The sequence below is a fragment of the Streptomyces hiroshimensis genome, assembly GCF_014650335.1.
Classification (GTDB): Bacteria; Actinomycetota; Actinomycetes; order Streptomycetales; family Streptomycetaceae; genus Streptomyces; species Streptomyces hiroshimensis.
The window spans coordinates 330,543-355,139 of the sequence record NZ_BMUT01000004.1 but is presented as its reverse complement, the minus strand read 5'-3'; the positions used below and the strand labels follow the sequence as shown (position 1 = coordinate 355,139).

Genomic DNA, 24,597 nt, shown 5'->3' with positions numbered 1-24,597 from the left:
GCTGATGCCAGGTTAAGCCTGGGCGGGGTGCCCCAGCAGCATGCTGGGTGAACCGTCGACGCGCGTAAGTACGATCACACAGGAGTTCACCCCTTCGAGCTTGAGCTTCCTGCGGAGCTCCTCCGGCTCCACCGCCGAGCCGCGCTTCTTCACCGTCACGACCCCGACCTTTCGCTCGCGCAGCAGCGCCTTGAGCTTCTTCAGGTTGAACGGCATGACGTCCGTGATCTCGTACGCCGACGCGTACTCCGTCGCCCGCAGCTCGTCGCTCGTGACGTACGCGATCGTCTCGTCGATCAGCCCGCCGTCGCCCAGCGCGGCCGCCACGTCCGCCACCAGGTGCGCGCGGATCACCGCGCCGTCCGGCTCGTACAGGTAGCGCCCCACCGGCCGTACCGCCGGGTCCGGCAGCCCCGCGCCCACCAGCGAGTGCCCGCCCGGCAGCAGCGTGGCCCGGTGCGTGCCCGGGGCCGTGCCGAACCACAGCACCGCCTCCTTCACGTCGCCGCCGTCCGAGATCCACTCGGCCTCGGCGTCGTCCGGGATCGCCTCGTGAGGCACGCCGGGGGCGATCTTGAGGGCGGCGTGCGGGGCCCGGCGGGCCGCCTCGATCGCCCATGACAGCGGCGGGGAGTACGCCTCCGGGTCGAAGATGCGGCCGCGGCCGCCCCGCCGCGCGGGGTCGACGAACACCGCGTCGTAGCCCGAGGTGTCCACGTCCGCGACGTCGGCGCAGCGCACCTCGATCAGCTCGGCCAGCCCCAGCGCCTCGGCGTTCGCGCGGGCGACCTCGCAGGTCAGCGGGTCGCGGTCGACCGCGAGGACGCGGATGCCGAGCCGCGCCAGCGCGATCGCGTCGCCGCCGATGCCGCAGCACAGGTCGGCCACCGAGCGGATGCCGAGCGCCGCGAACCGGCCGGCGCGGTACTCGGCAACGGACCGCCGCGTCGACTGCTCCACGCCGTTCGGCGTGAAGAACATCCGGTACGCATCCTCCGCGCCGAACTTCGCCACCGCCCGCTGCCGCAGCCGGGCCATGCCGAGCGCCGCCGAGACGAGCTCCGCGGGGTGGTCGCGGCGCAGCCGGGTCGCCGTGGCCAGTTCCTGCGCGGGGTCGTGGTCGCGCAGCTCGGCGAGCAGGCTGCGGCCCTCGTCCGTGAGGAGGGCGGTGAAGGCGGTGACGGCCGCGGATGCGTTCGGTTCGTTCTGTGCTGGCACCCGGCCATTCTTGCCCAGCCCGCTGACAGGCCGCCGCTGCCGATGTCGAACACATGCACAACAATCGGAGGTGTGAGCTCCCGTATATCCGGACCCATATCCGGACCCGCATCCGGTCCCCTATCCGCCCGCGCCGCCGTCGTCGGCGCGCTCCTGCTGCCTCTCCTCCTCGCCGGCTGCTCCGGGTCGTCCGGCGGGAGCGGCGGGAGCGGCGGGACGAAGGCGTCCGGCGCTCCCTCTTCCCGTACGGAATCGACGGCCCCGGCCTCGCCCGTTCCCGCTCCGAACACCCCCGACGCCGCCGCCTACCGCCGCTGGGGCCTCGACAAGCCCCTCGCCGCGCCCCCCGCCCCGCCGGCCGCCAAGCTGACCGACGGGATGAAGGCCGGCGCCACGCCCAAGGTGATCCGGCGGATTCCCACCCACGACAAGGTCGTCTTCCTGACCTTCGACGACGGGGCGGAGAAGGACCCGGAATTCGTGAAGATGACCAAGGACCTGAAGCTGCCCTTCACGATGTTCCTCACCGACGACATCGCCCGCGCGGGCAGCGGCTACGGCTACTTCGAGCAGCTGCGCGGCGAGGGGAACCGCAACAGCATCAACAACCACACCCTCTCCCACCCCAACCTGCGCACCCTCTCGGCCGACGCGCAGCGCCGCGAGGTCTGCGGCCAGCAGGACGTCCTGGAGAAGCGGTACGGCGGCAAGCCGCCCCTGTTCCGTCCGCCCTACGGCAACTACAACGACGCCACCCTCGCCGCGGCCGGCGGCTGCGGGGTGAAGGCGCTGATGCTGTGGGAGGCGACGATGCAGATCAACGACATGCGCTACGCGGAGGGCGACAAGCTGCGCCCCGGCGACATCGTCCTCGCGCACTTCCGCGGCCCCTCGGAGCTCAAGGGCACGACCATGACGAAGATGGTCGCCAACATGCTGCGCAGCATCGAGCGGCAGGGCTTCACCGTGGCGCGCCTGGAGGATTACGTATAGCGAGGGTTTCCCTCCAGCGAGGGTTACGTAGAGGGCCGGGCGGGTAGCGGCACGCGGGAAGATCTGCGCGGGCCGGCGCGCCCCGCGCCGGAAGGTCCCTGGCCCTTACCCGCACGGGTGAACCGCAAGCTCGCCGCACGGCGAATTGGCACTCCGCTTGACCGAGTGCTAACCGCGTCATAGTCTCGGCTCCGTTGGCACTCTCCACCCGGGAGTGCCAAACACAGCGACGGGCAGAATCCGGCACCCGCGACGACGGATCCTCCTGGTCGCCACCTCAGACAGATAACCCCGTGAATCTCCGAAGGGGGAGGTCGGATCGTGACGACCGCCAGCTCCAAGGTTGCCATCAAGCCGCTCGAGGACCGCATTGTGGTCCAGCCGCTCGACGCCGAGCAGACCACGGCCTCTGGCCTGGTTATCCCGGACACCGCCAAGGAGAAGCCCCAGGAGGGCGTCGTCCTGGCCGTGGGCCCGGGCCGCTTCGAGGAGGGCAACCGTCTTCCGCTCGACGTGAACGTCGGCGACGTCGTGCTCTACAGCAAGTACGGCGGCACCGAGGTGAAGTACAACGGCGAGGAGTACCTCGTCCTCTCGGCTCGCGACGTGCTCGCGATCATCGAGAAGTAATTCACCCCGTTTGATGTGATCTGCGCCCTGGTTCCCGTGTGTATATGCCGCCGGGGTCCGGGGCGCGGTTCGTTTGAGAGGACTTGAAGCAACCATGGCGAAGATCCTGAAGTTCGACGAGGACGCCCGTCGCGCCCTCGAGCGCGGTGTCAACAAGCTGGCCGACACGGTCAAGGTGACGATCGGCCCCAAGGGCCGCAACGTCGTCATCGACAAGAAGTTCGGTGCCCCGACCATCACCAACGACGGCGTCACCATCGCCCGTGAGGTCGAGATCGAGGACCCGTACGAGAACCTCGGCGCCCAGCTCGTCAAGGAGGTGGCGACCAAGACCAACGACATCGCGGGTGACGGCACCACCACCGCGACCGTCCTGGCCCAGGCGCTGGTCCGCGAGGGTCTGCGCAACGTCGCCGCCGGTGCCTCCCCGGCCGCCCTGAAGAAGGGCATCGACGCCGCGGTCAAGGCCGTCTCCGACGAGCTGCTCGCGACCGCCCGCCCGATCGACGACAAGAGCGACATCGCCGCCGTCGCCGCCCTGTCCGCCCAGGACAAGCAGGTCGGCGAGCTCATCGCCGAGGCGATGGACAAGGTCGGCAAGGACGGTGTCATCACCGTCGAGGAGTCCAACACCTTCGGCCTGGAGCTGGACTTCACCGAGGGCATGGCCTTCGACAAGGGTTACCTGTCCCCGTACATGGTCACCGACCAGGAGCGTATGGAGGCCGTCCTCGACGACCCGTACATCCTGATCCACCAGGGCAAGATCTCCTCCATCCAGGACCTGCTGCCCCTGCTCGAGAAGATCATCCAGGGTGGCTCCTCCAAGCCGCTGCTGATCATCGCCGAGGACGTCGAGGGCGAGGCCCTCTCCACCCTCGTCGTCAACAAGATCCGTGGCACCTTCAACGCCGTGGCCGTCAAGGCCCCGGGCTTCGGCGACCGCCGCAAGGCGATGCTGGGCGACATGGCCACCCTGACCGGCGGCACCGTCGTCGCCGAGGAGGTCGGCCTCAAGCTCGACCAGGTCGGCCTGGACGTGCTGGGCTCCGCCCGCCGCGTGACCATCACCAAGGACGACACCACCATCGTCGACGGTGGCGGCAACTCCGAGGACGTCCAGGGCCGCGTCGCCCAGATCAAGGCCGAGATCGAGGCCACGGACTCCGACTGGGACCGCGAGAAGCTCCAGGAGCGCCTCGCCAAGCTCGCCGGTGGCGTCTGCGTCATCCGCGTGGGTGCGGCCACCGAGGTCGAGCTCAAGGAGAAGAAGCACCGTCTGGAGGACGCCATCTCCGCGACCCGCGCCGCGGTCGAGGAGGGCATCGTCTCCGGTGGTGGCTCCGCGCTGGTCCACGCCGTCAAGGTGCTCGAGGGCAACCTGGGCAAGGAGGGCGACGAGGCCACCGGTGTCGCCGTCGTCCGCCGCGCCGCCGTCGAGCCGCTGCGCTGGATCGCCGAGAACGCCGGCCTCGAGGGCTACGTCATCACCTCCAAGGTGGCGGAGCTCGACAAGGGCCAGGGCTTCAACGCCGCGACCGGCGAGTACGGCGACCTGGTGAAGGCCGGCGTCATCGACCCGGTCAAGGTCACCCGCTCCGCCCTGGAGAACGCCGCGTCCATCGCGTCGCTGCTGCTCACGACCGAGACCCTGGTCGTCGAGAAGCCGGCCGACGAGGAGCCCGAGGCCGGCCACGGCCACGGTCACTCGCACTGACGCGAGAGTCTGACGCGACAGCAGTGATCCGGAGCCCGGCACCCCTCGTGGGTGCCGGGCTCCGGCCGTTCACGGTTGCCTGCGGTTCACACCGGCCCCGCATCCAGGTTCACACCGGCCCCGCCTCCAGCTGCCGCATCAGCCGCATCAGGTCGTAGAACCACCAGCTCTCGGCGATCTTCCCGTCCCGGAAGCGGAAGACGGTGGTGCCCGTCATGAGCACTTCCTGCCCGGTGGGCTGGTGGCCCATGAAGTCGCCCTGGTGCGTGCCCCGCCAGGTCCAGCGCGTGGCGACCTCGTCGCCGTCGGCGATCTGGGAGTGGAGGGTGAAGGCGAAGTCGAACGCCTCCCGCCAGCCTTCGACGTCGGAGCGGATGACGTCCCGGCCGCTCATGTCGGGTTCGGCCTTGCCGATGTCGTGGTCGCGCAGGTCGCTGGTGAAGATCTCGTCGATCAGGCCGAGGTCGCCGTCCCGCGCCACCTCTTCGAAGAAGCGGCGGGCCGTGGCCTTGTTGAGCTGTTCGTCCTTGAGCTGTTCGTCGCGGACCACGTCGAGGTCGGTGAAAGTCGGCACCCCGTCGCAGAGCGCGACCATCTCGGCGAAGATCCGGTCGGTCTCGGGGAGCTTCGAGTTGCGCATCGCGTCCTCGTAGGAGGGGAACTCCACGATCTCCACGTAGTGATCGCCCTGCGCGCGGTCCTTGCCCACGATCGAGTGCGTGGCGGTGCGCTTCCCCTCGGTCGCGGTGACCCAGTCGTCCATCAGCCGGTTCATGTCGTCGTACCGGCTCGTCTTGCAGTCGATGATCTGTACGAAAGTCATGGCGCCTCCCGGGTGATACATCCAGGTTAGTCCTGTATGGATCACCCGGGAGGGCGGGATTCTCCGCTCCGGCGGAGAAGCGGAGAAGGCGCGCTACTTCGGCCCGTACTTGCGGCCCGTCGTCGACGACGCCCGCGACACCACCCTGCGCGGCGCCAGCTTCATCAGGCCGGTCATGGCCTTGTACCGCGGATCGGGCACGGACAGCGACTTGCCCTGCGACAGATCCCGCAGCGCGGCCGTCACCACCTTGTCGGCGTCCAGCCAGAGCCAGCCGGGCACGTTGTCCGTGCCCATCCCGGCGCGCTGGTGGAACTCCGTCCGCACGAAGCCGGGGCACAGCGCCATCATCCGCACCCCGCTGCCGGCCAGGTCGCGCGCGGCACCCTGGGTGAACTGCACGACCCAGGACTTGCTCGCGCCGTAGGTGCCGCGCGGGACGAACGCGGCCACCGACGCCACATTGATCACCGCACCGCGCTTGCGCTCCCGCATCCCCTCGGCCGCCGCGGACGTCAGCCGCAGCACCGCCTCGCAGTGCACCTTGAGCATCTTGAGCTCATCGGCCAGGGACACCTCCAGATAGCTGCCCTTGTTACCGAACCCGGCGTTGTTGACCAGCAGGTGCACCGGGCGCTCGCGGTCGCGCAGGCGCGCCTCGACCGCCTCGATGCCCTCGTCCTCGGAGAGGTCCGCGCGGAGGACCTCCACCTCCACGCCGTGCCGGTCGTGGAGCTCGGTCGCCTGGCGGCCGAGCCGCTCCTCGTCGCGGGCCACGAGGACCAGGTCGTGTCCGTCGCCCGCCAGGCGGCGCGCGAACGCGGCGCCGATCCCGGCTGTCGCCCCAGTGATCAATACAGTCGTCATACCGGCACCGTAGAGCCCGGCGGCGGCGCTTGCCGATGCCGTCCGGCGTTTTGACGGCGGGTCGGGCGCTGATTGACGGTCACCGGACGGCGGCCGGGGGGCTCCGGACGCCCGGTCAGGGGCGCGCCGCCGCCCGCCCGGCCTGCCTGCCGAGCCTCCTCGGAGGCCTCAGAGACTCGCCTGGTACGCCAGCGCCTTCTCGCGCGTACCGGCGGGAAGGGCCTCCCCGGCTGCCAGAACGCGGGGGAGGAGGGCCCGCTCGACGGTGCCGGCACGGAAGAGGAAGGAGACCGTCACCTCATGGCCGGGGCGGTGGACGACGGTGACGGGGTCACCCGCGCGTATCTCGCCCGGCTCTATCACCCGAAGGTAGGCGCCGGGGGCTGCCTCCTGGGTGAACCGCTTGATCCAGCCCGCCTCGCCGAGCCACGTGGCGAACGTCCGGCAGGGGATGCGGGGAGCGCTGACTTCGAGCACCAGATCGGCGCCGACGCGCCAACGCTCGCCTATCAGTGCGCCGTTGACGTCGACGCCGCTGGTGGTGAGGTTCTCGCCGAAGGAGCCGTTGGGCAGGGGGCGGCCGAGCTCCTGCTCCCAGCGGTCGAGATCCTCGCGCGCGAACGCGTACACGGCCTGGTCGTCCCCGCCGTGGTGGCGCAGGGTGACGATCTCATCGCCCGCGAGGCCGCTGCCGCCTATGCCCTTGGGACCCGGCGCGGCCACGGCGACCGGCCCCTCGGCAGGGCGCTTGTCGATCCCGGTGGCCAGGCCGGCCTCGAAACCGGGCACGCCCGGGAGGTCCGCCGTGGCGGCTCGGCCCACATTCACGGAGAGCAGGTGCATGGTCCGAGGTTACTCGCTGCAACTCAAAGTCACCAGGGGGTATTTCGCATCTCCCCCAAGGCTGCCTTATGCTCGAAGAATGATCGAGGCTCGTCACCTGAGGGTGCTGCGCGCGGTGGCCCTGACCGGTTCGTTCTCCGCCGCGGCCCGCGAGCTGGGCTGCACCCAGCCCGCCGTCAGCCAGCAGATGAAGGCGCTGGAGCAGTCCACGGGCACGCCCCTGCTGGTGCGCACGGGCCGCGAGATGCGCCTCACCCAGGCCGGCGCGGCCCTCGTCCGGCACGCCTCCGGCATCCTGGCCGGGCTGACGGCGGCCGAGGAGGAGATCGCGGCCATCGCCGGGCTGCGCGCGGGCCGGGTGCGGCTGGTGTCCTTCCCCAGCGGCAGCTCGACGCTCGTGCCGGGCGCGCTCGCGCAGATGAGGGCGGCGCACCCGGGCACCGAGATCTCCCTGGTCGAGGCCGATCCGCCGCGCTCGGTGGAGATGCTGCGCGACGGCGAGTGCGAGATCGCGCTGGCTTTCCGCTACCCGGATGTCCGGGGTGCGGATCCGGCCGCCGGTGCGGAGTGGGAGGACCTCGTCGTCCGCCCGCTGCTGACCGACCGGCTCATCGGCGTGGTCCCGGAGGGGCACCGGCTGGCCGGGGCGGATCGGATCGGCATCACCGATCTGGCAGAGGATCCGTGGATCGCGGGCTGCCCGCGCTGCCGGCGGCATCTGGTGGAGATCTGCGAGAGCGCCGGCTTCACCCCGCGCATCGACTTCGCGACCGACGACTACCCGGCGGTGTTCGGCCTGGTCGGCGCGGGGCTGGGCGTCGCGGTCATGCCGGAGCTGGCGCTGGAGTCCGTACGTCCCAAGGGCGCGCGGGTGGTTCCGGTGGAGCCCGCGGTGCACCGCGAGATCGTGGCCCTGACCCTGCCGGACCTGGCGCGGGTCCCGGCGGTGGACGCGATGCTGGACAGACTGGCGGGCACGGCCGGGCGCTGAGGCCTGCCGCCGCGGGGCGGGTCCGAGGGCGCGGCCGGGCGCTGAGGCCTGGCGCCGTGGGGTCCGTCCGCAGGCGCGGCCGGGCGCCGTGGCCTACCCCCGTGGGTTGTGTCCGCGGGCGCGCTTATGAGCCGGCCGCGGCGATCGCTCTGTGTCGCGCGCGGCCCATCAGCTCCTCGCGCTCGTCCTCGGTGAGGCCGCCCCACACGCCGTAGGGCTCCCGTACGGCCAGCGCGTGCGCCGCGCATTCGGCGCGCACCGGGCAGCGCATGCACACCTCTTTCGCCGAGGTCTCGCGCGCACTGCGGGCGGCGCCGCGCTCACCCTCGGGGTGGAAGAACAGCGAGCTGTCGACCCCGCGGCAGGCGGCCAGGAGCTGCCAGTCCCACAGGTCGGCGTTGGGACCGGGAAGCCGGGAGAAATCTGCCATTGCTATCCCCTCGAAGCGAACGGTCTGCCGGGCGGATGTAAATATGACTGATTGCGAATCTAGTCATAGACACCAGCAAATGGGAAGAAAAACTGCTCCGCATGGGCAAATGGGGCATATCGCAGTTGTGGCACGGGTGGGGCGGGGGTGTGACAGGGGTGGTGTGCCGGGCGCCCCCAATGCGCCCTGCTCCGTGTCCGCGCCCTCACGTAGAGTGCCGAACGTGCTCGACCGACCCCGTAACTCTTTCGGGTGACCGTCGTTGAGAGGGCGGAGGCGGTTGACGGATGAAGCAGTCGGGCAGGTGTCCGACCCGGCGCCAGAGTCGTCGATCGCACAGGTGACGATCAGTACCAGCCTGGAGGCTCAAGGTGACGCGCATCAGCTGCGGAGGACGGTCATGACATCCGTCCTCGTCTGCGACGATTCCCCGCTTGCCCGTGAGGCGCTCCGCCGTGCGGTGGCGACCGTGCCCGGCGTCGAGCGTGTGACGACGGCAGCCAACGGCGAGGAAGTCCTCCGCCGCTGGGGAGCCGATCGTTCGGACCTGATTCTGATGGACGTACGCATGCCCGGTCTCGGTGGAGTCGAGACCGTGCGCCGGCTGCTGTCCGCGGACCCCGGGGCCCGCATCATCATGCTCACCGTCGCCGAGGACCTCGACGGTGTCGCGCTCGCGGTCGCCGCCGGAGCGCGGGGCTATCTGCACAAGGACGCCTCGCGCGCCGAGCTGCGGGCCACCGTGACGCAGGCCCTCGCCGACCCCACGTGGCGGCTCGCCCCGCGCCGGCTGCGCTCGGCCGAGATGGGCGCCGCACCCACGCTCACCGCGCGGGAGATCCAGGTCCTCGAGGGGATGAGCCACGGCCGCTCGAATGCGGAGATCGGCCGCGAGCTCTTCCTCTCGGAGGACACCGTCAAGACCCACGCCAGGCGCCTGTTCAAGAAGTTGGGTGCATCGGACCGGGCGCATGCCGTGGCGCTCGGATTCCGCTGGGGCCTGGTCCGCTAGGCGGGCCGTGGCGCGTAGCGCAGTGAGATCGCGGTGCGCGTCACCCGGGCCGGTGGCGCGCACCGCGATCTCACCGCTTCGGCGTCTGACGCCGAAACTCCGAGGAATGCCGCATCCTTGGAGTGTGACTCCTCCCCGGCGGAGGCCGAGGCTTCTCACTCGGCCGGCAGAGACCTCATGACGGACAAGCCCTGTCCGGTGCCGTGTGGCACGGGGCACAAGCTATCGGTGGAGTCATGGGCGCGGGGCGGGCATACCCGGAAGGGGGCGACACGAGACGTGAGTGCGAGGACGCCGACACGTAACGGTTCGGCGCACGACGACGAGGGCGATGCCGTGGATCGCCCGGCGCCGAGGCACCATGGAACGATGCGCGACGACGAGACCCCGGTGCCCCCGGCTGCGGCGGCCGCCCCGGGAGAGATCGGCGCCCTCGTCGCCCGCGCCGTCGAGGGTGACCGCAGGGCCACCCACGACCTGCTGGCCCTCGTGCACCCCCTCGCGCTGCGCTACTGCCGCACCCGGCTGTCGCGGCTGCCGGGTGATGCCCGCCACTTCGTGGACGACCTCGCACAGGAGGTCTGTCTCGCCGTGCTCTGCGCCCTGCCCCGCTACCGCGACACCGGGCGCCCCTTCGAGGCCTTCGTCGTGGCCATCGCCGCGCATAAGGTCGCCGATCTCCAGCGGGCCGCCATGCGCCACCCCGGCAGCACGGCCGTGCCCTCCGACGAGATGCCCGAGCAGCCGGATGATTCGCTCGGGCCGGAGGAGCGGGCCCTGCTCAGCAGCGATGCGGAGTGGGCCAAGAAGCTCCTCGCCAGCCTTCCGGAGAATCAGCGCGAGCTGGTCCTGCTGCGCGTCGCCATCGGCATGACCGCCGAGGAGACGGGGCAGATGCTGGGCATGTCGCCGGGTGCGGTTCGGGTCGCTCAGCACCGGGCGCTCAGCAGGCTGCGCGCGCTGGCCGAGCAGTAGCCGCTGCCCGTACGGTCTCCATCACGTCTCCCACGTTCACGTCTCACACGTTTCAACAGCCCGTCTTCGTATGAATCTCCATTCGTACGAATCTCCAAGTGACGCGATCCTCAGCCGTCGTGGAATGGGACACGTGTGGCGGCCGTTAGCATGGGAGTCCGCGCTGGGGCAAGACCATTTGGGAAGGTGTCATGACTGACAACGTCGACGGAATGCCCGGGAAATTCGCGATGCTCGGTCTGACTTACGACGACGTCCTGCTGCTGCCGGGCGCTTCGGAGGTCCTGCCGAACGCCGTCGACACCTCCTCCCGGGTCTCGCGCAACGTCCGGGTGAACATCCCGCTGATGTCGGCGGCGATGGACAAGGTCACCGAGGCGCGCATGGCCATCGCCATGGCCCGCCAGGGCGGCGTGGGCGTCCTGCACCGCAATCTCTCCATCGAGGACCAGGCCAACCAGGTCGACCTGGTCAAGCGCTCCGAGTCCGGCATGGTCACCGACCCGATCACGGTCCGCCCGGACGCCACCCTCGCCGACGCCGACGCGCTCTGTGCGCGCTTCCGCATCAGCGGCGTGCCGGTCACCGACCCGGCCGGCAAGCTCCTCGGCATCGTCACCAACCGCGACATGGCCTTCGAGCTCGACCGCAGCCGTCAGGTGCGCGAGGTCATGACGCCGATGCCGCTGGTCACGGGCAAGGTCGGGATCTCCGGCGAGGACGCCATCGAGCTGCTCCGCCGCCACAAGATCGAGAAGCTGCCGCTGGTCGACGACTCCGGTCTGCTCAAGGGCCTCATCACGGTCAAGGACTTCGTCAAGGCCGAGCAGTACCCGAACGCCGCCAAGGACGCCGAGGGCCGCCTGATCGTCGGTGCCGCGGTGGGCGTGGGTGACGAGGCCTACGAGCGCGCCCAGGCCCTCGTCGAGGCCGGTGCCGACTTCCTGGTCGTCGACAGCGCCCACGGCCACAGCCGCGGCATCCTCGACATGATCGCCAAGGTCAAGTCCAACATCAACGTCGATGTCATCGGCGGCAACGTCGCCACCCGCGACGGCGCCCAGGCGCTCATCGACGCCGGTGTCGACGGCGTCAAGGTCGGCGTCGGCCCGGGCTCGATCTGCACCACCCGCGTCGTCGCCGGCATCGGCGTCCCGCAGGTCACCGCCATCTACGAGGCCGCGCAGGCGTGCCACGCCGCGGGTGTGCCGATGATCGGCGACGGCGGTCTGCAGTACTCGGGCGACATCGCCAAGGCGATCGCCGCCGGTGCCGACGCGGTGATGCTCGGCTCGCTGCTCGCGGGCTGCGAGGAGTCGCCGGGCGAGATGGTCTTCATCAACGGCAAGCAGTTCAAGTCCTACCGGGGCATGGGCTCGCTGGGCGCCATGCAGTCGCGCGGCCAGGCCCGCTCCTTCTCCAAGGACCGCTACTTCCAGGACAACGTCCTCTCCGAGGACAAGCTCGTCCCCGAGGGCATCGAGGGCCAGGTCCCCTACCGCGGCCCGCTGGGCTCGGTGGCGCACCAGCTCATCGGCGGCCTGCGCGCCTCCATGGGCTACGTCGGCTCCGCCAACATCCAGGAGCTCAAGGACAAGGGCACCTTCGTCCGCATCACGTCGGCGGGCCTGAAGGAGAGCCACCCGCACGACATCCAGATGACGGTGGAGGCGCCGAACTACTCGCGACGCTGAGTCGAGCCCCCGGCCGGGGGTCCGGGGGTTGCCCCCCCCGGGAGGAGCTGTCAGATGACGGTGGAGGCGCCGAACTACTCCCGCCGGTAGTTCTTACTGCCACCGGTAGTAGTACGCGTTTAAAGCATTTTCACGGAGCCCGCGACCGCTCAGGCCGCGGGCTCCGCCGCGTCGGGGATACTGGATGCGGCAGGACGTAGAAGGAAAGGCCACACACGTGACTGAGATCGAGATCGGGCGCGGCAAGCGCGGCCGCCGGGCATACGCATTCGACGACATCGCCGTCGTCCCGAGTCGCCGTACCCGCGACCCGAAGGAGGTCTCGATCGCCTGGCAGATCGACGCCTACCGCTTCGAGCTGCCGTTCCTGGCCGCCCCGATGGACTCGGTCGTCTCGCCCGAGACCGCCATCCGCATCGGCGAGCTGGGCGGCCTGGGCGTCCTCAACCTCGAGGGCCTGTGGACCCGCTACGAGGACCCCGAGCCGCTGCTCGCCGAGATCGCCGAGCTGGACGAGACCGCCGCGACCAAGCGTCTGCAGGAGGTCTACGCCGAGCCGATCAAGGAAGAGCTGATCGGCCAGCGCATCAAGGAGGTCCGCGACTCCGGTGTCGTGACCGCCGCCGCGCTCTCCCCGCAGCGCACCGCGCAGTTCTCCAAGGCCGTCGTCGACGCCGGCGTGGACATCTTCGTGATCCGCGGCACCACCGTCTCCGCCGAGCACGTCTCCGGCGCGGCCGAGCCGCTGAACCTCAAGCAGTTCATCTACGAGCTCGACGTGCCGGTCATCGTCGGCGGCTGCGCCACGTACACCGCCGCCCTGCACCTGATGCGCACGGGCGCGGCCGGTGTCCTCGTCGGCTTCGGCGGCGGCGCCGCGCACACCACCCGTAACGTCCTGGGCATCCAGGTCCCGATGGCGACCGCCGTCGCCGACGTGGCCGCCGCCCGCCGGGACTACATGGACGAGTCCGGCGGCCGTTACGTGCACGTCATCGCCGACGGCGGCGTGGGCTGGTCCGGTGACCTCCCCAAGGCCATCGCCTGCGGTGCCGACGCCGTGATGATGGGCTCCCCGCTCGCCCGCGCCACCGACGCGCCGGGCCGCGGCTTCCACTGGGGCATGGAGGCCGTCCACGAGGACGTGCCGCGCGGCAAGCGCATGAACCTGGGCACGGTCGGCTCCACCGAGGAGATCCTCACCGGTCCCTCGCACACCCCGGACGGCTCGATGAACATGTTCGGCGCGCTGCGCCGTGCCATGGCCACCACGGGCTACAGCGACCTCAAGGAGTTCCAGCGGGTCGAGGTGACGGTCGCGCCGTCGCAGCACGACAACCGCTGACGCCCGGCAGCCGGTAGCCGGTAGTCACGCGAAGGGCCCGGACCGCCTCGGCGGTGCGGGCCCTTCGGCGTTGGTGCCGTGCGGGGCCGGGCCCGTCAGCCGCCCAGCTTGCGGGCGGTCTGAAAGGCGCCCGCGCCGCCGAATATGAAGAAGAGGGCGTCGATCGGCTCCAGGTATTCCTTCCAGGCCTCGGACAGCGAGTCGAAGTGCTCGAAGATGATCTCGGTGACCTGGACGTGGAAGACGTCGCTCATCTCCAGGGCGATGCCGAAGATCTGGCCCAGGTAGACACCGAGCAGCCCGAGGAGCACACCGACCACCGGCAGGGCGGGGTTGCGGCCGCCGACCTTGCCCAGGGCGGCGCCGATGAGGGCGCCCGTACCGACGGCGAGATAGCCGATCTGGCCGCCGTCGGAGGCCTTGAGGATCCCGCCGTAGACACCGGCTCCGACGAGCATGGCCACGACGCCGAGGACCACGGCGAGGGCGGGGTTGCCCCGGCGGACCGGCGCGGGCGGCGGCGGGAAGCCGCCGGGAGGACCGTACGGCGGCGGGGGCTGCTGCCCGTAGCCGTAGGGCGGCTGGGGCTGGTGCTGCGGCGGGTACGGCTGGGGCGGCTGCTGGCCGTACGGGGAGTGCTGCGGTGGCTGGGGCGGCTGCTGCGGATGTGGCGGCTGCTGTGGCTGCTGCCAGGGCTGGCTCATCTGTGATGTCCCCCGAATGTCCTCGGTGTTGAGTAGGGGCCAAAAGGTATCAGCGCGCAACGACACCGACGTCACCCACAGCGATCAAGCGGCTGTGAACTCCGCATAAAAGTTCGACCGTAAGGAATAATGGCAACTTATGGCGCAAAGCAAGTCGTTCAGCGGCAGGGACATGGGGATCGACCTCGGCACGGCGAACACGCTGGTGTACGTGCGCGGGAAGGGAGTGGTGCTCAACGAACCGTCAGTCGTCGCCGTCAACGCCGATGACGGCAGCGTGCTCTCGGTCGGCTCCGAGGCCAAGGAGACCATCGGCCGCACCCCCTCGAACATCGTCGCGGTCCGCCCGCTGCGCGACGGCGTCATAGCCGACTTCGAGGTGGCCGAGCGCATGATGCGGCACTTCATCAAGAAGGTCATGGGCAACCGCTTCTTCGCCCGCCCCCGCGTCGTGGTGTGCGTGCCCTCCGGCATCACCGGCGTCGAGCGGCGCGCCGTCATCGAGGCCGCCTCGCGCGCCGGGGCCCGCCAGGTGCACCTCGTCGAGGAGCCCATGGCCGCGGCGATCGGCGCGGGCCTGCCCGTCAGCGAGCCGACCGGCTGCATGGTCGTCGACATCGGCGGCGGTACGACCGAGGTCGCCGTCATATCCCTGGGCGGCATCGTCACCGCCCGGTCCGTCCGTACGGCGGGCGACGCGATGGACGCGGCGATCATCTCGTACGTGAAGAAGGAGTACTCCCTCGCGATCGGCGAACGCACCGCGGAGGAGATCAAGATGAACATCGGCTCCGCCGCGCCGACCGGCTACTGGTCCGCGGCCGGGCTGGCAGCCCTCGCCAAGCAGCTGGAGAAGGACACCGGCCTGGAGGAGGTCGGCGGCGACCCGGAGGAGACCCAGGGCCTCAAGCCGCCGGAGCGCTGCACCATCCGCGGCCGCGACCAGGTCAGCGGCCTGCCGAAGACGCGCGAGCTGACGGCCGACGAGATCCGCCACGCGCTGTCGGAGCCCGTCGACGCCATCGTCATGGCGGTCCGCCAGACCCTGGACGAGACCCCGCCGGAGCTCTCGGGCGACATCATGGACCGCGGCATCGTCCTCACCGGCGGCGGCGCGCTGCTGCGCGGCCTGGACGTCCGGCTGAGCAAGGAGCTCGACATCCCGGTCATCATCGCCGACGACCCGCTGGACTGCGTGGCGGTCGGCACGGGGCGCTGCGTGGAGGACTTCGCGGCGCTGAGGACGGTTCTGGATGCGCCCAACCGGGCGCTGGGGCTGGGAAGGCTGTAGTTCGTCACCCGTAGGTCGTCACCCGTAGGTCGTCACCCGCGCGGGGCGGCGCACCCTAGAGCCGGTGCCCCGCGCCCGCCGGCGTCGTGCCGCGGGTGTCCAGCAGCAGCTGCGCCTTCACGGCGAGCCCCTGGAGGTCGTACGTCCGGTGGGGCTGCAGAAGCACCGTGAGGTCCGCGGCCGCCGCAGCCTCGTAGAGGCTGTCGGCCCGCGGCACCGGCCGCCCCAGCACGCGCCACTGCGGCACGTGCGGATCGTGGTAGCTGAGCTGGGCCCCCAGCTCCATCAGCCGTGAGGCGATCTCGCGGGCGGGCGATCCCTGCTGGTCGGAGACGTCGGCCTTGTAGCTGACGCCCAGCAGCAGCACGCGCGCGCCGCGCGCCGACTTGCCGTGCTCGTTCAGGAGCGTGGCGCACCGCTGGGTGACGTACCGCGGCATGCGCCCGTTGACCTCCTGGGCGACCTCGACCATCCGCAGCGGATAGCCGAGGCTGCGGCCCTGGTAGGAGAGGTAGTTCGGGTCGATGGGCACGCCGGGGCCGCCCACCCCGGGCCCCGGGCGGAAGGCCTGGAAGCCGAAGGGCTTGGTCTCGGCGCAGCGCACGACGTCCCACAGGTCGACGCCGATGTCGTGGCAGAAGACGGCCATCTCGTTGACGAGCGCGATGTTGACGTACCGGTAGTTGGTCTCCAGGACGCGGACGGCCTCCGCCTCGCGCGGCCCGCGCGCGCGGACGACCTTCTCGCAGACCCGTCCGTAGAAGGCGGCGGCGGCCTCCGTGCACGCCGGGGTGAGGCCGCCGATGACCTTGGGGATGCCGGCGTAGCCGTGTCGCTTGCCGCCGGGGTCCACCCGGCTGGGGGAGTAGGCCAGGTGGAAGTCTTGGCCGGCGCGCAGCCCGGAGCCGGATTCGAGCAGGGGGCGCAGGTATTCCTCCGTGGCGCCGGGGTAGACGGGGGACTCCAGGAGAACGGTGGTGTGCGGGCGCAGCCGCACGGCGAGCGCGCGGGCGGCGGCGCCGATGGCGGAGAGGTCGAGGGCCCTGTCCTCGCCGAGCCGGGTGGGGGCGCAGATCACGGCGGTGCGCACCTTGCCGAGCTCGGCGTCGGCGGTCGTGGGGCGGAAGCCCGCGGCGAGCATCCGGCGGACCTCGGCGGCGGTGAGGGAGCCGTCGGCGCACTCCGGGGGGAGCCGGCCGGCGCGCAGCTCGGCGACGGTGTGCGGGTCCGGGTCGTAGCCGATGGTGTCGATGCCGGCGGCGGTCGCGGCCTGGGCGAGGGGGAGTCCGAGGTGGCCGAGTCCGATGACGGCGAGATCTGCGGGCATGGCGAGGCGGTCCTTCCCGGGAAGCCGGGGGGTTCGGCACGCGAACGAGTTACATCAGGTTAAGCGGATATATGACTGTTATTCGGGATCAACGCGGCGCGCCTCGCTCCCATGCGCCGCCGGTGCGGCCGAACCGGCGGATCTGGGGCAGCATCGAAGGAGGAGCGCGCAGGCGCAGGGACCAGCGGAGCAACCGGCGGCCGAAACGGAGGCAGCGGTGAGGACAGCGACACTCGGGCCGGACGAGCGCAGTGCGGCACTCGCCCGGATGGCGGAGCGGGAACTGGACGTCCTGGTCGTCGGCGGCGGGGTCGTCGGCGCGGGCACCGCGCTCGACGCGGCCACGCGGGGGCTCACGACCGGCCTCGTCGAGGCGCGCGACTGGGCCGCGGGCACCTCCAGCCGCTCCAGCAAGCTCATCCACGGCGGTCTGCGCTACCTGGAGATGCTCGACTTCGCCCTCGTCAGAGAGGCCCTCAAGGAGCGCGGCCTGCTGCTGGAGCGGCTCGCCCCGCACCTGGTCAAGCCCGTGCCCTTCCTCTATCCGCTGCAGCACCGCGGGTGGGAGCGCCTCTACGCGGGCTCGGGCGTCGCGCTCTACGACGCGATGTCGGTCTCCTCCGGGCACGGCCGCGGCCTGCCCACCCACCGTCACCTCACCCGCAAGCGGGCCCTGCGCGTCGCGCCCTGCCTGAAGAAGGACGCGCTGGTGGGCGCGCTGCAGTACTACGACGCCCAGATGGACGACGCCCGCTACGTCACCACCATCGTGCGCACGGCGGCCGCCTACGGCGCCGAGGTCGCCAACCGGGCGCGGGTGACCGGCTTCCTGCGCGAGGGCGAGCGGGTGGTCGGGGCCAGGGTGCGCGATCTGGAGCAGGGCGGCGAGTTCGAGATCCGGGCCCGGCAGATCGTCAACGCCACGGGGGTGTGGACGGACGACACCCAGAAGCTCATCGCCGAGCGCGGCCAGTTCCACGTCAGGGCCTCCAAGGGCATCCACCTGGTGGTGCCCAAGGACCGCATCCACTCCACCACCGGGCTGATCCTGCGCACCGAGAAGAGCGTGCTCTTCGTGATCCCCTGGGGCAGGCACTGGATCATCGGCACGACCGACACCGACTGGGACCTGGACAAGGCCCACCCCGCGGCGTCGAGCGCGGACATCGACTATCTGCTGGAGCACGTCAACGAGGTCCTGGCCGTGCCGCTGACCCGGGACGACGTGCAGGGGGTGTACGCGGGGCTGCGTCCCCTGCTGGCCGGCGAGTCGGACGCGACCAGCAAGCTCTCGCGCGAGCACACCGTGGCGCATCCCGTGCCGGGGCTGGTGGTCGTGGCGGGCGGGAAGTACACGACGTACCGCGTGATGGCCAAGGACGCCGTCGACGAGGCGGTGCACGCGCTCGACCGGCGCGTGGCGGAGTGCGTCACGGAGGACGTGCCGCTCGTGGGCGCGGAGGGCTACAAGGCGCTGTGGAACGGGCGCGCGCGGATCGCCCAGAGCACCGGCCTGCACGTGGCGCGCGTGGAGCACCTGCTCAACCGGTACGGCTCGATGGTGGACGAGGTGCTGGAGCTCATCGCCGCCGACCCCTCCCTGGGCGACCCGCTCACCGGCGCCGACGACTACCTCCGGGCCGAGGTCGTCTACGCCGCCTCGCACGAGGGCGCGCGCCACCTCGACGACGTCCTCACCCGCCGGACCCGCATCTCCATCGAGACCTTCGACCGCGGCACGCGCAGCGCCCGCGAGGCCGCCGAGCTGATGGCGCCGGTGCTGGGCTGGGACCGGTCGCAGGTCGAGAAGGAGGTCGAGCGCTACGAGAAGCGGGTGGAGGCGGAGCGCGAATCGCAGCTGCAGCCCGACGACCTGACGGCGGATGCGGCACGGCTGGGGGCACCGGACGTCCAGCCGGTCTGATCCTCTGATGCCCCGTTGGGGCGGGTGTGCCCGGTGAGATCCGATGAGCGTCATGTGACGGCTCCGACGCGCCGGGAACCGTCTTGTCCGAAACCGGGTCCTGTAAAGGCAGCGGACGAGTGCGGTGCCGGCCGTCGTTGTCATGCGGGGCGTCGCCGGGCCGCCGCGGTGCAGGTCGGCCAGGTCGGTGCGGCGGCGGCCGGCGCGCGCCGCACGGAGGGCGATGGGCGGCAGTGCGCCCGTATTGTCCGCCGGCTTGCGGACCCTGGCCTTCCGCCGGTCCGTGGATGAGAGACAATGGTGGCTCTGCCAGGGTCGGTTGGTCGCAGAGCTGATTGCCAGAGGGGACGCATGTCGGAGGCGGAGCAGACGCAGGGCACGGCAGGGCGCCTCCTGGCCGGGCGGTACCGCCTCGGGGACGTCCTCGGCCGTGGCGGCATGGGCACGGTCTGGCGCGCCAGTGACGAGACCCTGGGCCGTACGGTCGCCGTGAAGGAACTGCGGTTCCCGGCCAACATCGACGAGGACGAGAAGCGACGCCTCATCACGCGCACGCTGCGCGAGGCGAAGGCCATCGCCCGGATCCGCAGTGCGGGCGCGGTCACCGTCTACGACGTCGTGCACGAGGACGACCGCCCCTGGATCGTCATGGAGCTCATCGAGGGCCGCTCGCTCGCCGATGTCATCCGCGAGGACGGGCCGCTGAAGTGGCGTCGGGCCGCCGAGGTGGGCGTCGCCGTCCTCGACGTGCTGGGTGCGGCGCACCGCCAGGGCATCCTGCACCGCGATGTGAAGCCGTCCAACGTGCTCATCTCGGACGACGGCCGCGTCGTCCTCACCGACTTCGGCATCGCGCAGGTCGAGGGCGACCCCTCCGTCACCTCCACCGGCATGCTCGTCGGCGCCCCTTCGTATATCTCCCCCGAGCGCGCCCGCGGCCACAAGCCCGGCCCGCCGGCGGACCTCTGGTCGCTCGGCGGCCTGCTCTACGCGGCGGTCGAGGGCGTTCCGCCGTACGACAAGGGCTCGGCCATAGCCACCCTGACCGCCGTGATGACCGAGCCGCTCGGCCCGCCGAAGAACGCCGGCCCGCTGGCCGAGGTCATGTACGGGCTGCTCGCCAAGGACCCCGAGAAGCGGCTCGACGAGGCGGGCGCCCGCGCGCTGCTCACCGACGCCGTCAACGCCCCTGACGAGCGCCTTCCCCCCAAGCCGAAGCCGTCCACGCCGGACCTGGACGCCACGCAGGCCATCGCCGTGCCGTCGATACCCGAGGCGGCCGTGCCCGCCCGGCCGTCGGCCAAGCGCCCTGTGAAGCGGGCGGGAGAGTCCGCGGGCAAGACCGCGCAGGCGCCTCTGCCGCAGGCGGCGCCCCGCGTTGCGCCCGGGGTGCACGGCACGCCGGGCGCTGCGGACGCCCAGCCCACCGCCCGCCCGTTCTCCGGGGGCACCCCCGGCGGGCGGGGGAGCGAGGGCGTCAGCCTGTACGGCACCCGGCAGGGTGGCATCGGGCGCGTCCTGGAGGTCGTGCCGCGGCGGACGCTGGTCGTCGCTGCGGTCGTCGTCGTGCTGGCCGTGCTCGGCACGGTCCTCGCCTTCGCGCTGAGCGGCGGTGACGACAGCGACGGCAAGGAGGGCAAGAAGGAAGGCAAGTCCGTGACCGGGCAGATGCCTTCGGCCGGGGCGTCGGGCAAGGCGGCGAAGGGGGCGAAGGCCCCGGGCGGGTCGTCCGGCACGGCGGGCGATCAGGGCAAGGGTGGCAAGGGGGGCAAGGAGGGCGAGGACCTCAAGCCCCAGTCCGCTTCCGGCTCCGGCGGCCGGGGCGCCGATGCGGACATCGCCGGCTTCAAGCACATCGAGAACGACGATTACCACTTCGGGATCGCCGTACCGGAGGGCTGGAAGCAGACCGGCACCGCCGGTGAGCACTCGGGCGCGATCTACAGCGCCTCGGGCGGCTTCCCGCGCATTCAGGTCGACTTCGGTTCCGAGCCGAAGCCGGACGCCGTCAAGGCGTGGCGCGACGCCGAGTCCGGCGCCCGGCAGAGCATGCCGAACTACAACACGCTCTCCATTCAGGAGATCCGCGGATGGGAAGGGCACGACTACCCGACCATCGCGGACTGGTCGTTCGAGCGCGACCAGAACGGCAAGCGCGTCCAGGTCCTCAACCGCGGCTTCAAGGTGGACGACGAGCGCGGCTACGCCATCATGATCACGTGCGAGAAGGGCAAGTGGGGCGACGCCGACTGCCGGGCGTTGCGTGACGCTGCGTTCAAGACCTTCTCGCCGGAGGACTGACCGGCTCCCTGGGCCTGTGTGTCTCTGCGTCTCTGTGCCTGTGTGTCTGCGCCTTTGCCCGTGGCTGTTCCTGTGTACCTAGGCGCCTGCGTACCTAGGCGCCTAGGTGTCAGTGGCTCGGGAGGCTGGTGCCGACCCGGCGGACGGGTGTGGCGAGACGGGTGCGCCCCGGTCCGCCTGTGGGCCCCGTGCCGAGCCACTTACCGGACCACGTACTGAGCCGTACGCGCCCGAAGGGGCGGGTTCGGCACGTATCGTGAGGTGTCGTGGACGGTACGCAGCCGCAATAGGCAGCAAATTGAACGCTGTTGGCGGTTGTCCGGGCATACGGGCGAGGTGCGGATCGCGCGCTTGGGGAGGCGTCGTGGACGACTACGCAGGGCGGGTCCTGGCCGACCGGTATCGCCTGCCCCTGCCGCCGTCCGACGTCTTCGAGCTCGTCGAGACCCGCGCCTTCGACACCTTCAGCGGCCAGGAGGTCCTCGTCCGGCAGATCCCGCTGCCGGAGGTCGTGGACGCGGAGGTGCTTGACGGCGCGGGTGGCGCGGGCGGCGGAGGACGCCGAGGCCGAGGCCGTACGCCGGGAGCGGCAGCCGGTGGTGCCGGTGTCGTTGGTGGTGTCGGCGATCCGGTGGTGAGCCGGGCCCTGGCCGCCGCCGCGGCCGCGGCGCAGGTCCCCGATCACCCCCGGCTCGACCAGGTCTTCCACGTCTTCGCCGAGGGCGGCAGCCTGTGGGTCGTCAGCGAGCTGCTGCCCGCCCGCCCGCTCGCCGCGCTCCTGGCCGAGCGGCCCCTCTCGCCTCACCGTGCCGCCGAGGTCGCCGCCGACGTCCTCACCGCGCTGCGCGCCCTGCACGCCCACGGCTGGACCCACCGCAACATCACCACGCGCACCGTCCTCATCTGCGACGACGGCCGCGCCATCCTCACCGGCCTGGCCGCCGGCGCCGCCGAGGAAGCGCTCTGCGGCTACGACCCCGTCCCGGAAGGCGTCACCTCGCCTGCGGGCCGGGGCGACCGGGGCGGAATGCCGGCGCCGCGAGGCCGAGGCGGCCCGGGGGCCCCGGCAGGCCTGGCGGGCCCGGGGGGCGTGCCGGGCGGGGGCGGGGACGGAGACCGGCGGGGCGGGCGCGGGTCCGGTGGCGGACCGGACTCAGGCGGGCGGGGACCGAGGCCGGAACACCCGCCGTACCGGGACCAGGGCGCCGCGGGCGGATTCCTGCCGCCGAGCACCGCGGGCCCATCGGGCAGCAGGCCTTGGCCGCCGGACGGCTTCCGTCCGGCGGCGGGCGGTCCGGGCGCGGGGCCGTCGCCGTCCGGCCGGGGCGCAGGGCGCCCGGGTCCGGGCCCGGGTCCGGGTCCGGGCCCAGGTCCGGGTGGGCAGGGTGGCGGCTATCCGGGCGGAGAGAGCGCGGGACGTCCGGGCGGTCCGGGCGCGGGCCGCCCGGACGGGCGGGGAACTGCGGATCCCGGTGGGCCGGGCGCTGGATTGCCGGGCAGGCAAGGGGCTGTGTACCCCGGCGGTCAGGGCACGGGGGCGTCGGGTGGTCAGAACGCCGGGCGCCCCGGCGATCAGGGCTCCGGGCGTCCGGGCTCGCAGGGTGCCGGGCATCCGGGCTCACAGGGTGTCGGGCAGTCCGGCCGGGAGGGCGGGGCGCGGCAGGTGCGATCGTCGGCCATCGCCGCCTATCGCGCGGGCGCCGCCCGGGCCGCGGCCGCCCGTGCGGCCGGGGAGGGCGCGCCGCCCGCGACGCCGACAGGTTCGTCCACATGGGGCGGCGGCAGTGCCGCCAGCGGGTCCGCCCCGACGCCCCGGCCCTGGGCCGTCGGCCCCCTCCAGGGCACGTCCTCCGGCAGGAAGCGGCCCGGCGACCCCGCCGAGGGGACGAACGCCGCCAGGCCGGACGTCCCCGAGGTGAAGCTCCCCGGGACAGCCGCCTCCTGGCCCGGCCTTCCCGGGCTTCCCGGCCTGACCCCGCCCCGCGCGCCTGCCGCCCCCGCCGGAGGCCCCGGCGCCGCGCCCCTGCTCCCACCCACACCTGCACCCACACCTGCACCCGTGCCCACTCCCACGCCCGCACCCCCACCCGGGCCGCGCCGCCCTGAAGACAGTGCCCCGGTCGCCTGGGGAGCCGCCGGGCAGCAGCCTGCGAATGCCCTCGCCGCGGAGCGGGCCCGGCAGGCACGCATCGTCGTCGTCGGGGCCGTCACCGAACGGTGGGCCCCGGAGCAGGCGTGGCCCGTCCAGGAGAACTGGCAGCTGGCTCCGCCCGTCGGCCCCGCGGCCGACCTGTGGGCGCTCGGAGCCCTGCTCTTCCGCGTCGTGCAGGGACACGCCCCCTACCCCGAGGACAGCGCGGCCGAGCTGGTCCAGGTCGTGTGCGCGGAGCCGCCCGCGTTCGCGGAGGAGTGCGGCGCCCTGCGTCCCGTGGTCGAGTCGCTGATGCGCAAGGACCCTGCCGAACGCCCGGAGTTCGAGGAGCTCCGCGGCTGGCTGCGTTCCTTGATCCGCTCGGCCCCGGAACCGGAGCCCGGCGGCCGCACCCTCACGGTGCCTCCCGCCCCTCCGGAAGCCCCGGCCGACCAGCACCGCCTCCCGATCGTCCGGCGCAAGGGCGAGGTCGTGCGCCGCAGGCGCGGCCGTCCCATCACGGCCGTGGACACCGCCGCCCCGGCCGCGCACGGCCGCCACAAGAAGACGGTCAAGGACAACGCCCCGGCCCCCCGCCCCGCGGAACCCCGCACCGGCCACCTGCAGGAGCAGCGCGGCCGCCCGGCCCGCTCGGCGTACAGCCTGGGCCGCCTGCTGCTGGGGCTGGTCCTGCTGCTTCTCATCGGTGCGGTGCTGTACGCGATGCTGTTCATGCCGCGCGCCGAGGAGAGCGCGGACCGGGCGCCCGCGGACCGCACGGGCGCGGCCGGTGCGCGCAGTGCGGCGCCGCCGAAGGCTCCGGCCACCACCGGCAAGTCGGGCGGGAGCGGCTCGCCGGCCACGCAGGCCACCCCGGAGGCACGGGCCACCCCGGAGGCGAGGGCCGCCGAGTCCGGCGGCCCTGCCGAGGGCTTCACCCTGCGCGAGGACCCCAAGGGATTCACCGTGCCCGTCGCCAAGGACTGGCAGCGGCGGGGGGAGAACGACCGCGGGCAGGTCGTCTACGCCGGCGGGGACTACCGGCTCATCGTGGTGCCCGGCCGGGACAAGGTGGCGGAGTTCGGCAGCGACCCGATGACGTACCAGCAGGAAAAGGAGCCGGAGCTGGCCGCGTTCCGCTCCTCGTCGTGGTCCGGCGCCTCAGGGCTGCGCCGTATCGACGTCGGCAGGACGGCGTCGGCGGAGGGCACGTTCAACTGGACCGACAGCAGCGGCCGCGAGGTCTACGTGCGCAACTCCGCCACGATCCTGGACGGCCGCTATCACCTGCTGCAGGTGATCGGGCCGGTGAAAGAGCAGCGCGCGGTGGACCGCTTCTTCGAGCAGGCGGCGGCCGGCTACCGGGCCCGCTGAGCAGGCG

Annotated in this window: 19 protein-coding genes; 12 read left to right on the top strand and 7 right to left on the bottom strand. The window is 72.0% G+C overall.

Annotated elements, in window-relative coordinates:
- Positions 1–12: 12 nt before the first annotated feature.
- A complete protein-coding gene (locus IE241_RS12390) occupies positions 13–1,218 on the bottom strand; it encodes a class I SAM-dependent methyltransferase (protein WP_229899163.1) in 1,206 nt (401 codons plus the stop codon).
- 72 nt (positions 1,219–1,290) lie between these two features.
- Here IE241_RS12390 and IE241_RS12385 point away from each other — a divergent pair, with 72 nt between their 5' ends.
- The 3 genes from IE241_RS12385 to groL all read left to right on the top strand — a co-directional run bounded on the left by IE241_RS12385 (position 1,291) and on the right by groL (position 4,558).
- Complete coding sequence (locus IE241_RS12385; protein WP_229899161.1) at positions 1,291–2,211, top strand: polysaccharide deacetylase family protein; 921 nt, start codon at positions 1,291–1,293, stop codon at positions 2,209–2,211.
- Positions 2,212–2,532: 321 nt separating this feature from the next.
- Positions 2,533–2,841, top strand: a complete 309-nt coding sequence (groES, locus tag IE241_RS12380; RefSeq protein ID WP_058046787.1) for a co-chaperone GroES — start codon at positions 2,533–2,535, stop codon at positions 2,839–2,841.
- Positions 2,842–2,935: 94 nt separating this feature from the next.
- A complete protein-coding gene (gene groL, locus IE241_RS12375) occupies positions 2,936–4,558 on the top strand; it encodes a chaperonin GroEL (protein ID WP_190021766.1) in 1,623 nt (540 codons plus the stop codon).
- A gap of 109 nt (positions 4,559–4,667) precedes the next feature.
- Here the strand turns inward: groL and IE241_RS12370 are convergent, their stop codons facing one another.
- The 3 genes from IE241_RS12370 to IE241_RS12360 form a co-directional block, all read right to left on the bottom strand.
- Positions 4,668–5,381 (bottom strand): ester cyclase, encoded by a 714-nt coding sequence (locus IE241_RS12370; protein ID WP_190021765.1) that lies wholly within the window; start codon positions 5,379–5,381, stop codon positions 4,668–4,670.
- 93 nt (positions 5,382–5,474) lie between these two features.
- Positions 5,475–6,248: an SDR family NAD(P)-dependent oxidoreductase gene (locus IE241_RS12365; protein WP_190021764.1), complete on the bottom strand. Its 774-nt coding sequence runs from the start codon at positions 6,246–6,248 to the stop codon at positions 5,475–5,477.
- A 168-nt stretch (positions 6,249–6,416) separates the two neighbouring features.
- Positions 6,417–7,091, bottom strand: coding sequence for an MOSC domain-containing protein (locus IE241_RS12360; protein ID WP_190021763.1), 675 nt, complete (start codon positions 7,089–7,091; stop codon positions 6,417–6,419).
- 79 nt (positions 7,092–7,170) lie between these two features.
- Here IE241_RS12360 and IE241_RS12355 point away from each other — a divergent pair, with 79 nt between their 5' ends.
- Positions 7,171–8,082, top strand: a complete 912-nt coding sequence (locus IE241_RS12355; RefSeq protein ID WP_190021762.1) for a LysR family transcriptional regulator — start codon at positions 7,171–7,173, stop codon at positions 8,080–8,082.
- Positions 8,083–8,206: 124 nt separating this feature from the next.
- On the opposite strand, the gene IE241_RS12350 is transcribed toward IE241_RS12355, so the two are convergent.
- Positions 8,207–8,512 (bottom strand): WhiB family transcriptional regulator, encoded by a 306-nt coding sequence (locus IE241_RS12350; RefSeq protein ID WP_030368345.1) that lies wholly within the window; start codon positions 8,510–8,512, stop codon positions 8,207–8,209.
- Between the two features lie 400 nt (positions 8,513–8,912).
- Between IE241_RS12350 and IE241_RS12345 the strand changes: the two genes are divergently transcribed.
- From IE241_RS12345 to IE241_RS12330, 4 genes are all read left to right on the top strand, one after another.
- The gene (locus tag IE241_RS12345; protein ID WP_003948568.1) at positions 8,913–9,524 is read left to right on the top strand and encodes a response regulator transcription factor; all 612 of its coding nucleotides are present in this window, start codon (positions 8,913–8,915) and stop codon (positions 9,522–9,524) included.
- A 369-nt stretch (positions 9,525–9,893) separates the two neighbouring features.
- A complete protein-coding gene (locus tag IE241_RS12340) occupies positions 9,894–10,499 on the top strand; it encodes a sigma-70 family RNA polymerase sigma factor (RefSeq protein ID WP_179081341.1) in 606 nt (201 codons plus the stop codon).
- 191 nt (positions 10,500–10,690) lie between these two features.
- Positions 10,691–12,193, top strand: a complete 1,503-nt coding sequence (guaB, locus tag IE241_RS12335; protein WP_190021761.1) for an IMP dehydrogenase — start codon at positions 10,691–10,693, stop codon at positions 12,191–12,193.
- Between the two features lie 217 nt (positions 12,194–12,410).
- Entirely contained in the window at positions 12,411–13,538 is a 1,128-nt protein-coding gene (locus IE241_RS12330) for a GuaB3 family IMP dehydrogenase-related protein (protein ID WP_071964501.1), read from the top strand.
- Between the two features lie 95 nt (positions 13,539–13,633).
- Here IE241_RS12330 and IE241_RS12325 read toward each other — a convergent pair whose 3' ends face one another.
- Positions 13,634–14,242: a hypothetical protein gene (locus IE241_RS12325; protein ID WP_190021760.1), complete on the bottom strand. Its 609-nt coding sequence runs from the start codon at positions 14,240–14,242 to the stop codon at positions 13,634–13,636.
- A 139-nt stretch (positions 14,243–14,381) separates the two neighbouring features.
- On the opposite strand from IE241_RS12325, the gene IE241_RS12320 reads away from it, so the two are divergent.
- Complete coding sequence (locus IE241_RS12320) at positions 14,382–15,533, top strand: rod shape-determining protein (protein ID WP_058046777.1); 1,152 nt, start codon at positions 14,382–14,384, stop codon at positions 15,531–15,533.
- 55 nt (positions 15,534–15,588) lie between these two features.
- Here IE241_RS12320 and IE241_RS12315 read toward each other — a convergent pair whose 3' ends face one another.
- Positions 15,589–16,860, bottom strand: coding sequence for a nucleotide sugar dehydrogenase (locus IE241_RS12315; protein ID WP_190021759.1), 1,272 nt, complete (start codon positions 16,858–16,860; stop codon positions 15,589–15,591).
- A 217-nt stretch (positions 16,861–17,077) separates the two neighbouring features.
- On the opposite strand from IE241_RS12315, the gene IE241_RS12310 reads away from it, so the two are divergent.
- From IE241_RS12310 to IE241_RS12300, 3 genes are all read left to right on the top strand, one after another.
- Positions 17,078–18,784 (top strand): glycerol-3-phosphate dehydrogenase/oxidase, encoded by a 1,707-nt coding sequence (locus IE241_RS12310; protein WP_190021758.1) that lies wholly within the window; start codon positions 17,078–17,080, stop codon positions 18,782–18,784.
- Positions 18,785–19,135: 351 nt separating this feature from the next.
- On the top strand, positions 19,136–21,085 hold the full coding sequence (locus IE241_RS12305) for a serine/threonine-protein kinase (protein ID WP_190021757.1): 1,950 nt from the start codon (positions 19,136–19,138) through the stop codon (positions 21,083–21,085).
- 364 nt (positions 21,086–21,449) lie between these two features.
- On the top strand, positions 21,450–24,590 hold the full coding sequence (locus IE241_RS12300) for a serine/threonine kinase C-terminal domain-containing protein (protein ID WP_190021756.1): 3,141 nt from the start codon (positions 21,450–21,452) through the stop codon (positions 24,588–24,590).
- Positions 24,591–24,597 lie beyond the last annotated feature (7 nt).

What these genes read in the sequence shown, in the direction of transcription:
- IE241_RS12320 (WP_058046777.1), top strand. Translation starts at nt 14,382, where the DNA reads ATGGCGCAAAGCAAGTCGTTCAGCGGCAGGGACATGGGGATCGACCTC.
- guaB (WP_190021761.1), top strand. Translation starts at nt 10,691, where the DNA reads ATGACTGACAACGTCGACGGAATGCCCGGGAAATTCGCGATGCTCGGT.
- IE241_RS12340 (WP_179081341.1), top strand. Translation starts at nt 9,894, where the DNA reads ATGCGCGACGACGAGACCCCGGTGCCCCCGGCTGCGGCGGCCGCCCCG.
- IE241_RS12325 (WP_190021760.1), bottom strand. Translation starts at nt 14,242, where the DNA reads ATGAGCCAGCCCTGGCAGCAGCCACAGCAGCCGCCACATCCGCAGCAG.
- groL (WP_190021766.1), top strand. Translation starts at nt 2,936, where the DNA reads ATGGCGAAGATCCTGAAGTTCGACGAGGACGCCCGTCGCGCCCTCGAG.
- IE241_RS12345 (WP_003948568.1), top strand. Translation starts at nt 8,913, where the DNA reads ATGACATCCGTCCTCGTCTGCGACGATTCCCCGCTTGCCCGTGAGGCG.
- IE241_RS12360 (WP_190021763.1), bottom strand. Translation starts at nt 7,091, where the DNA reads ATGCACCTGCTCTCCGTGAATGTGGGCCGAGCCGCCACGGCGGACCTC.
- IE241_RS12305 (WP_190021757.1), top strand. Translation starts at nt 19,136, where the DNA reads ATGTCGGAGGCGGAGCAGACGCAGGGCACGGCAGGGCGCCTCCTGGCC.
- IE241_RS12365 (WP_190021764.1), bottom strand. Translation starts at nt 6,248, where the DNA reads ATGACGACTGTATTGATCACTGGGGCGACAGCCGGGATCGGCGCCGCG.
- IE241_RS12370 (WP_190021765.1), bottom strand. Translation starts at nt 5,381, where the DNA reads ATGACTTTCGTACAGATCATCGACTGCAAGACGAGCCGGTACGACGAC.
- IE241_RS12350 (WP_030368345.1), bottom strand. Translation starts at nt 8,512, where the DNA reads ATGGCAGATTTCTCCCGGCTTCCCGGTCCCAACGCCGACCTGTGGGAC.
- IE241_RS12355 (WP_190021762.1), top strand. Translation starts at nt 7,171, where the DNA reads ATGATCGAGGCTCGTCACCTGAGGGTGCTGCGCGCGGTGGCCCTGACC.
- IE241_RS12315 (WP_190021759.1), bottom strand. Translation starts at nt 16,860, where the DNA reads ATGCCCGCAGATCTCGCCGTCATCGGACTCGGCCACCTCGGACTCCCC.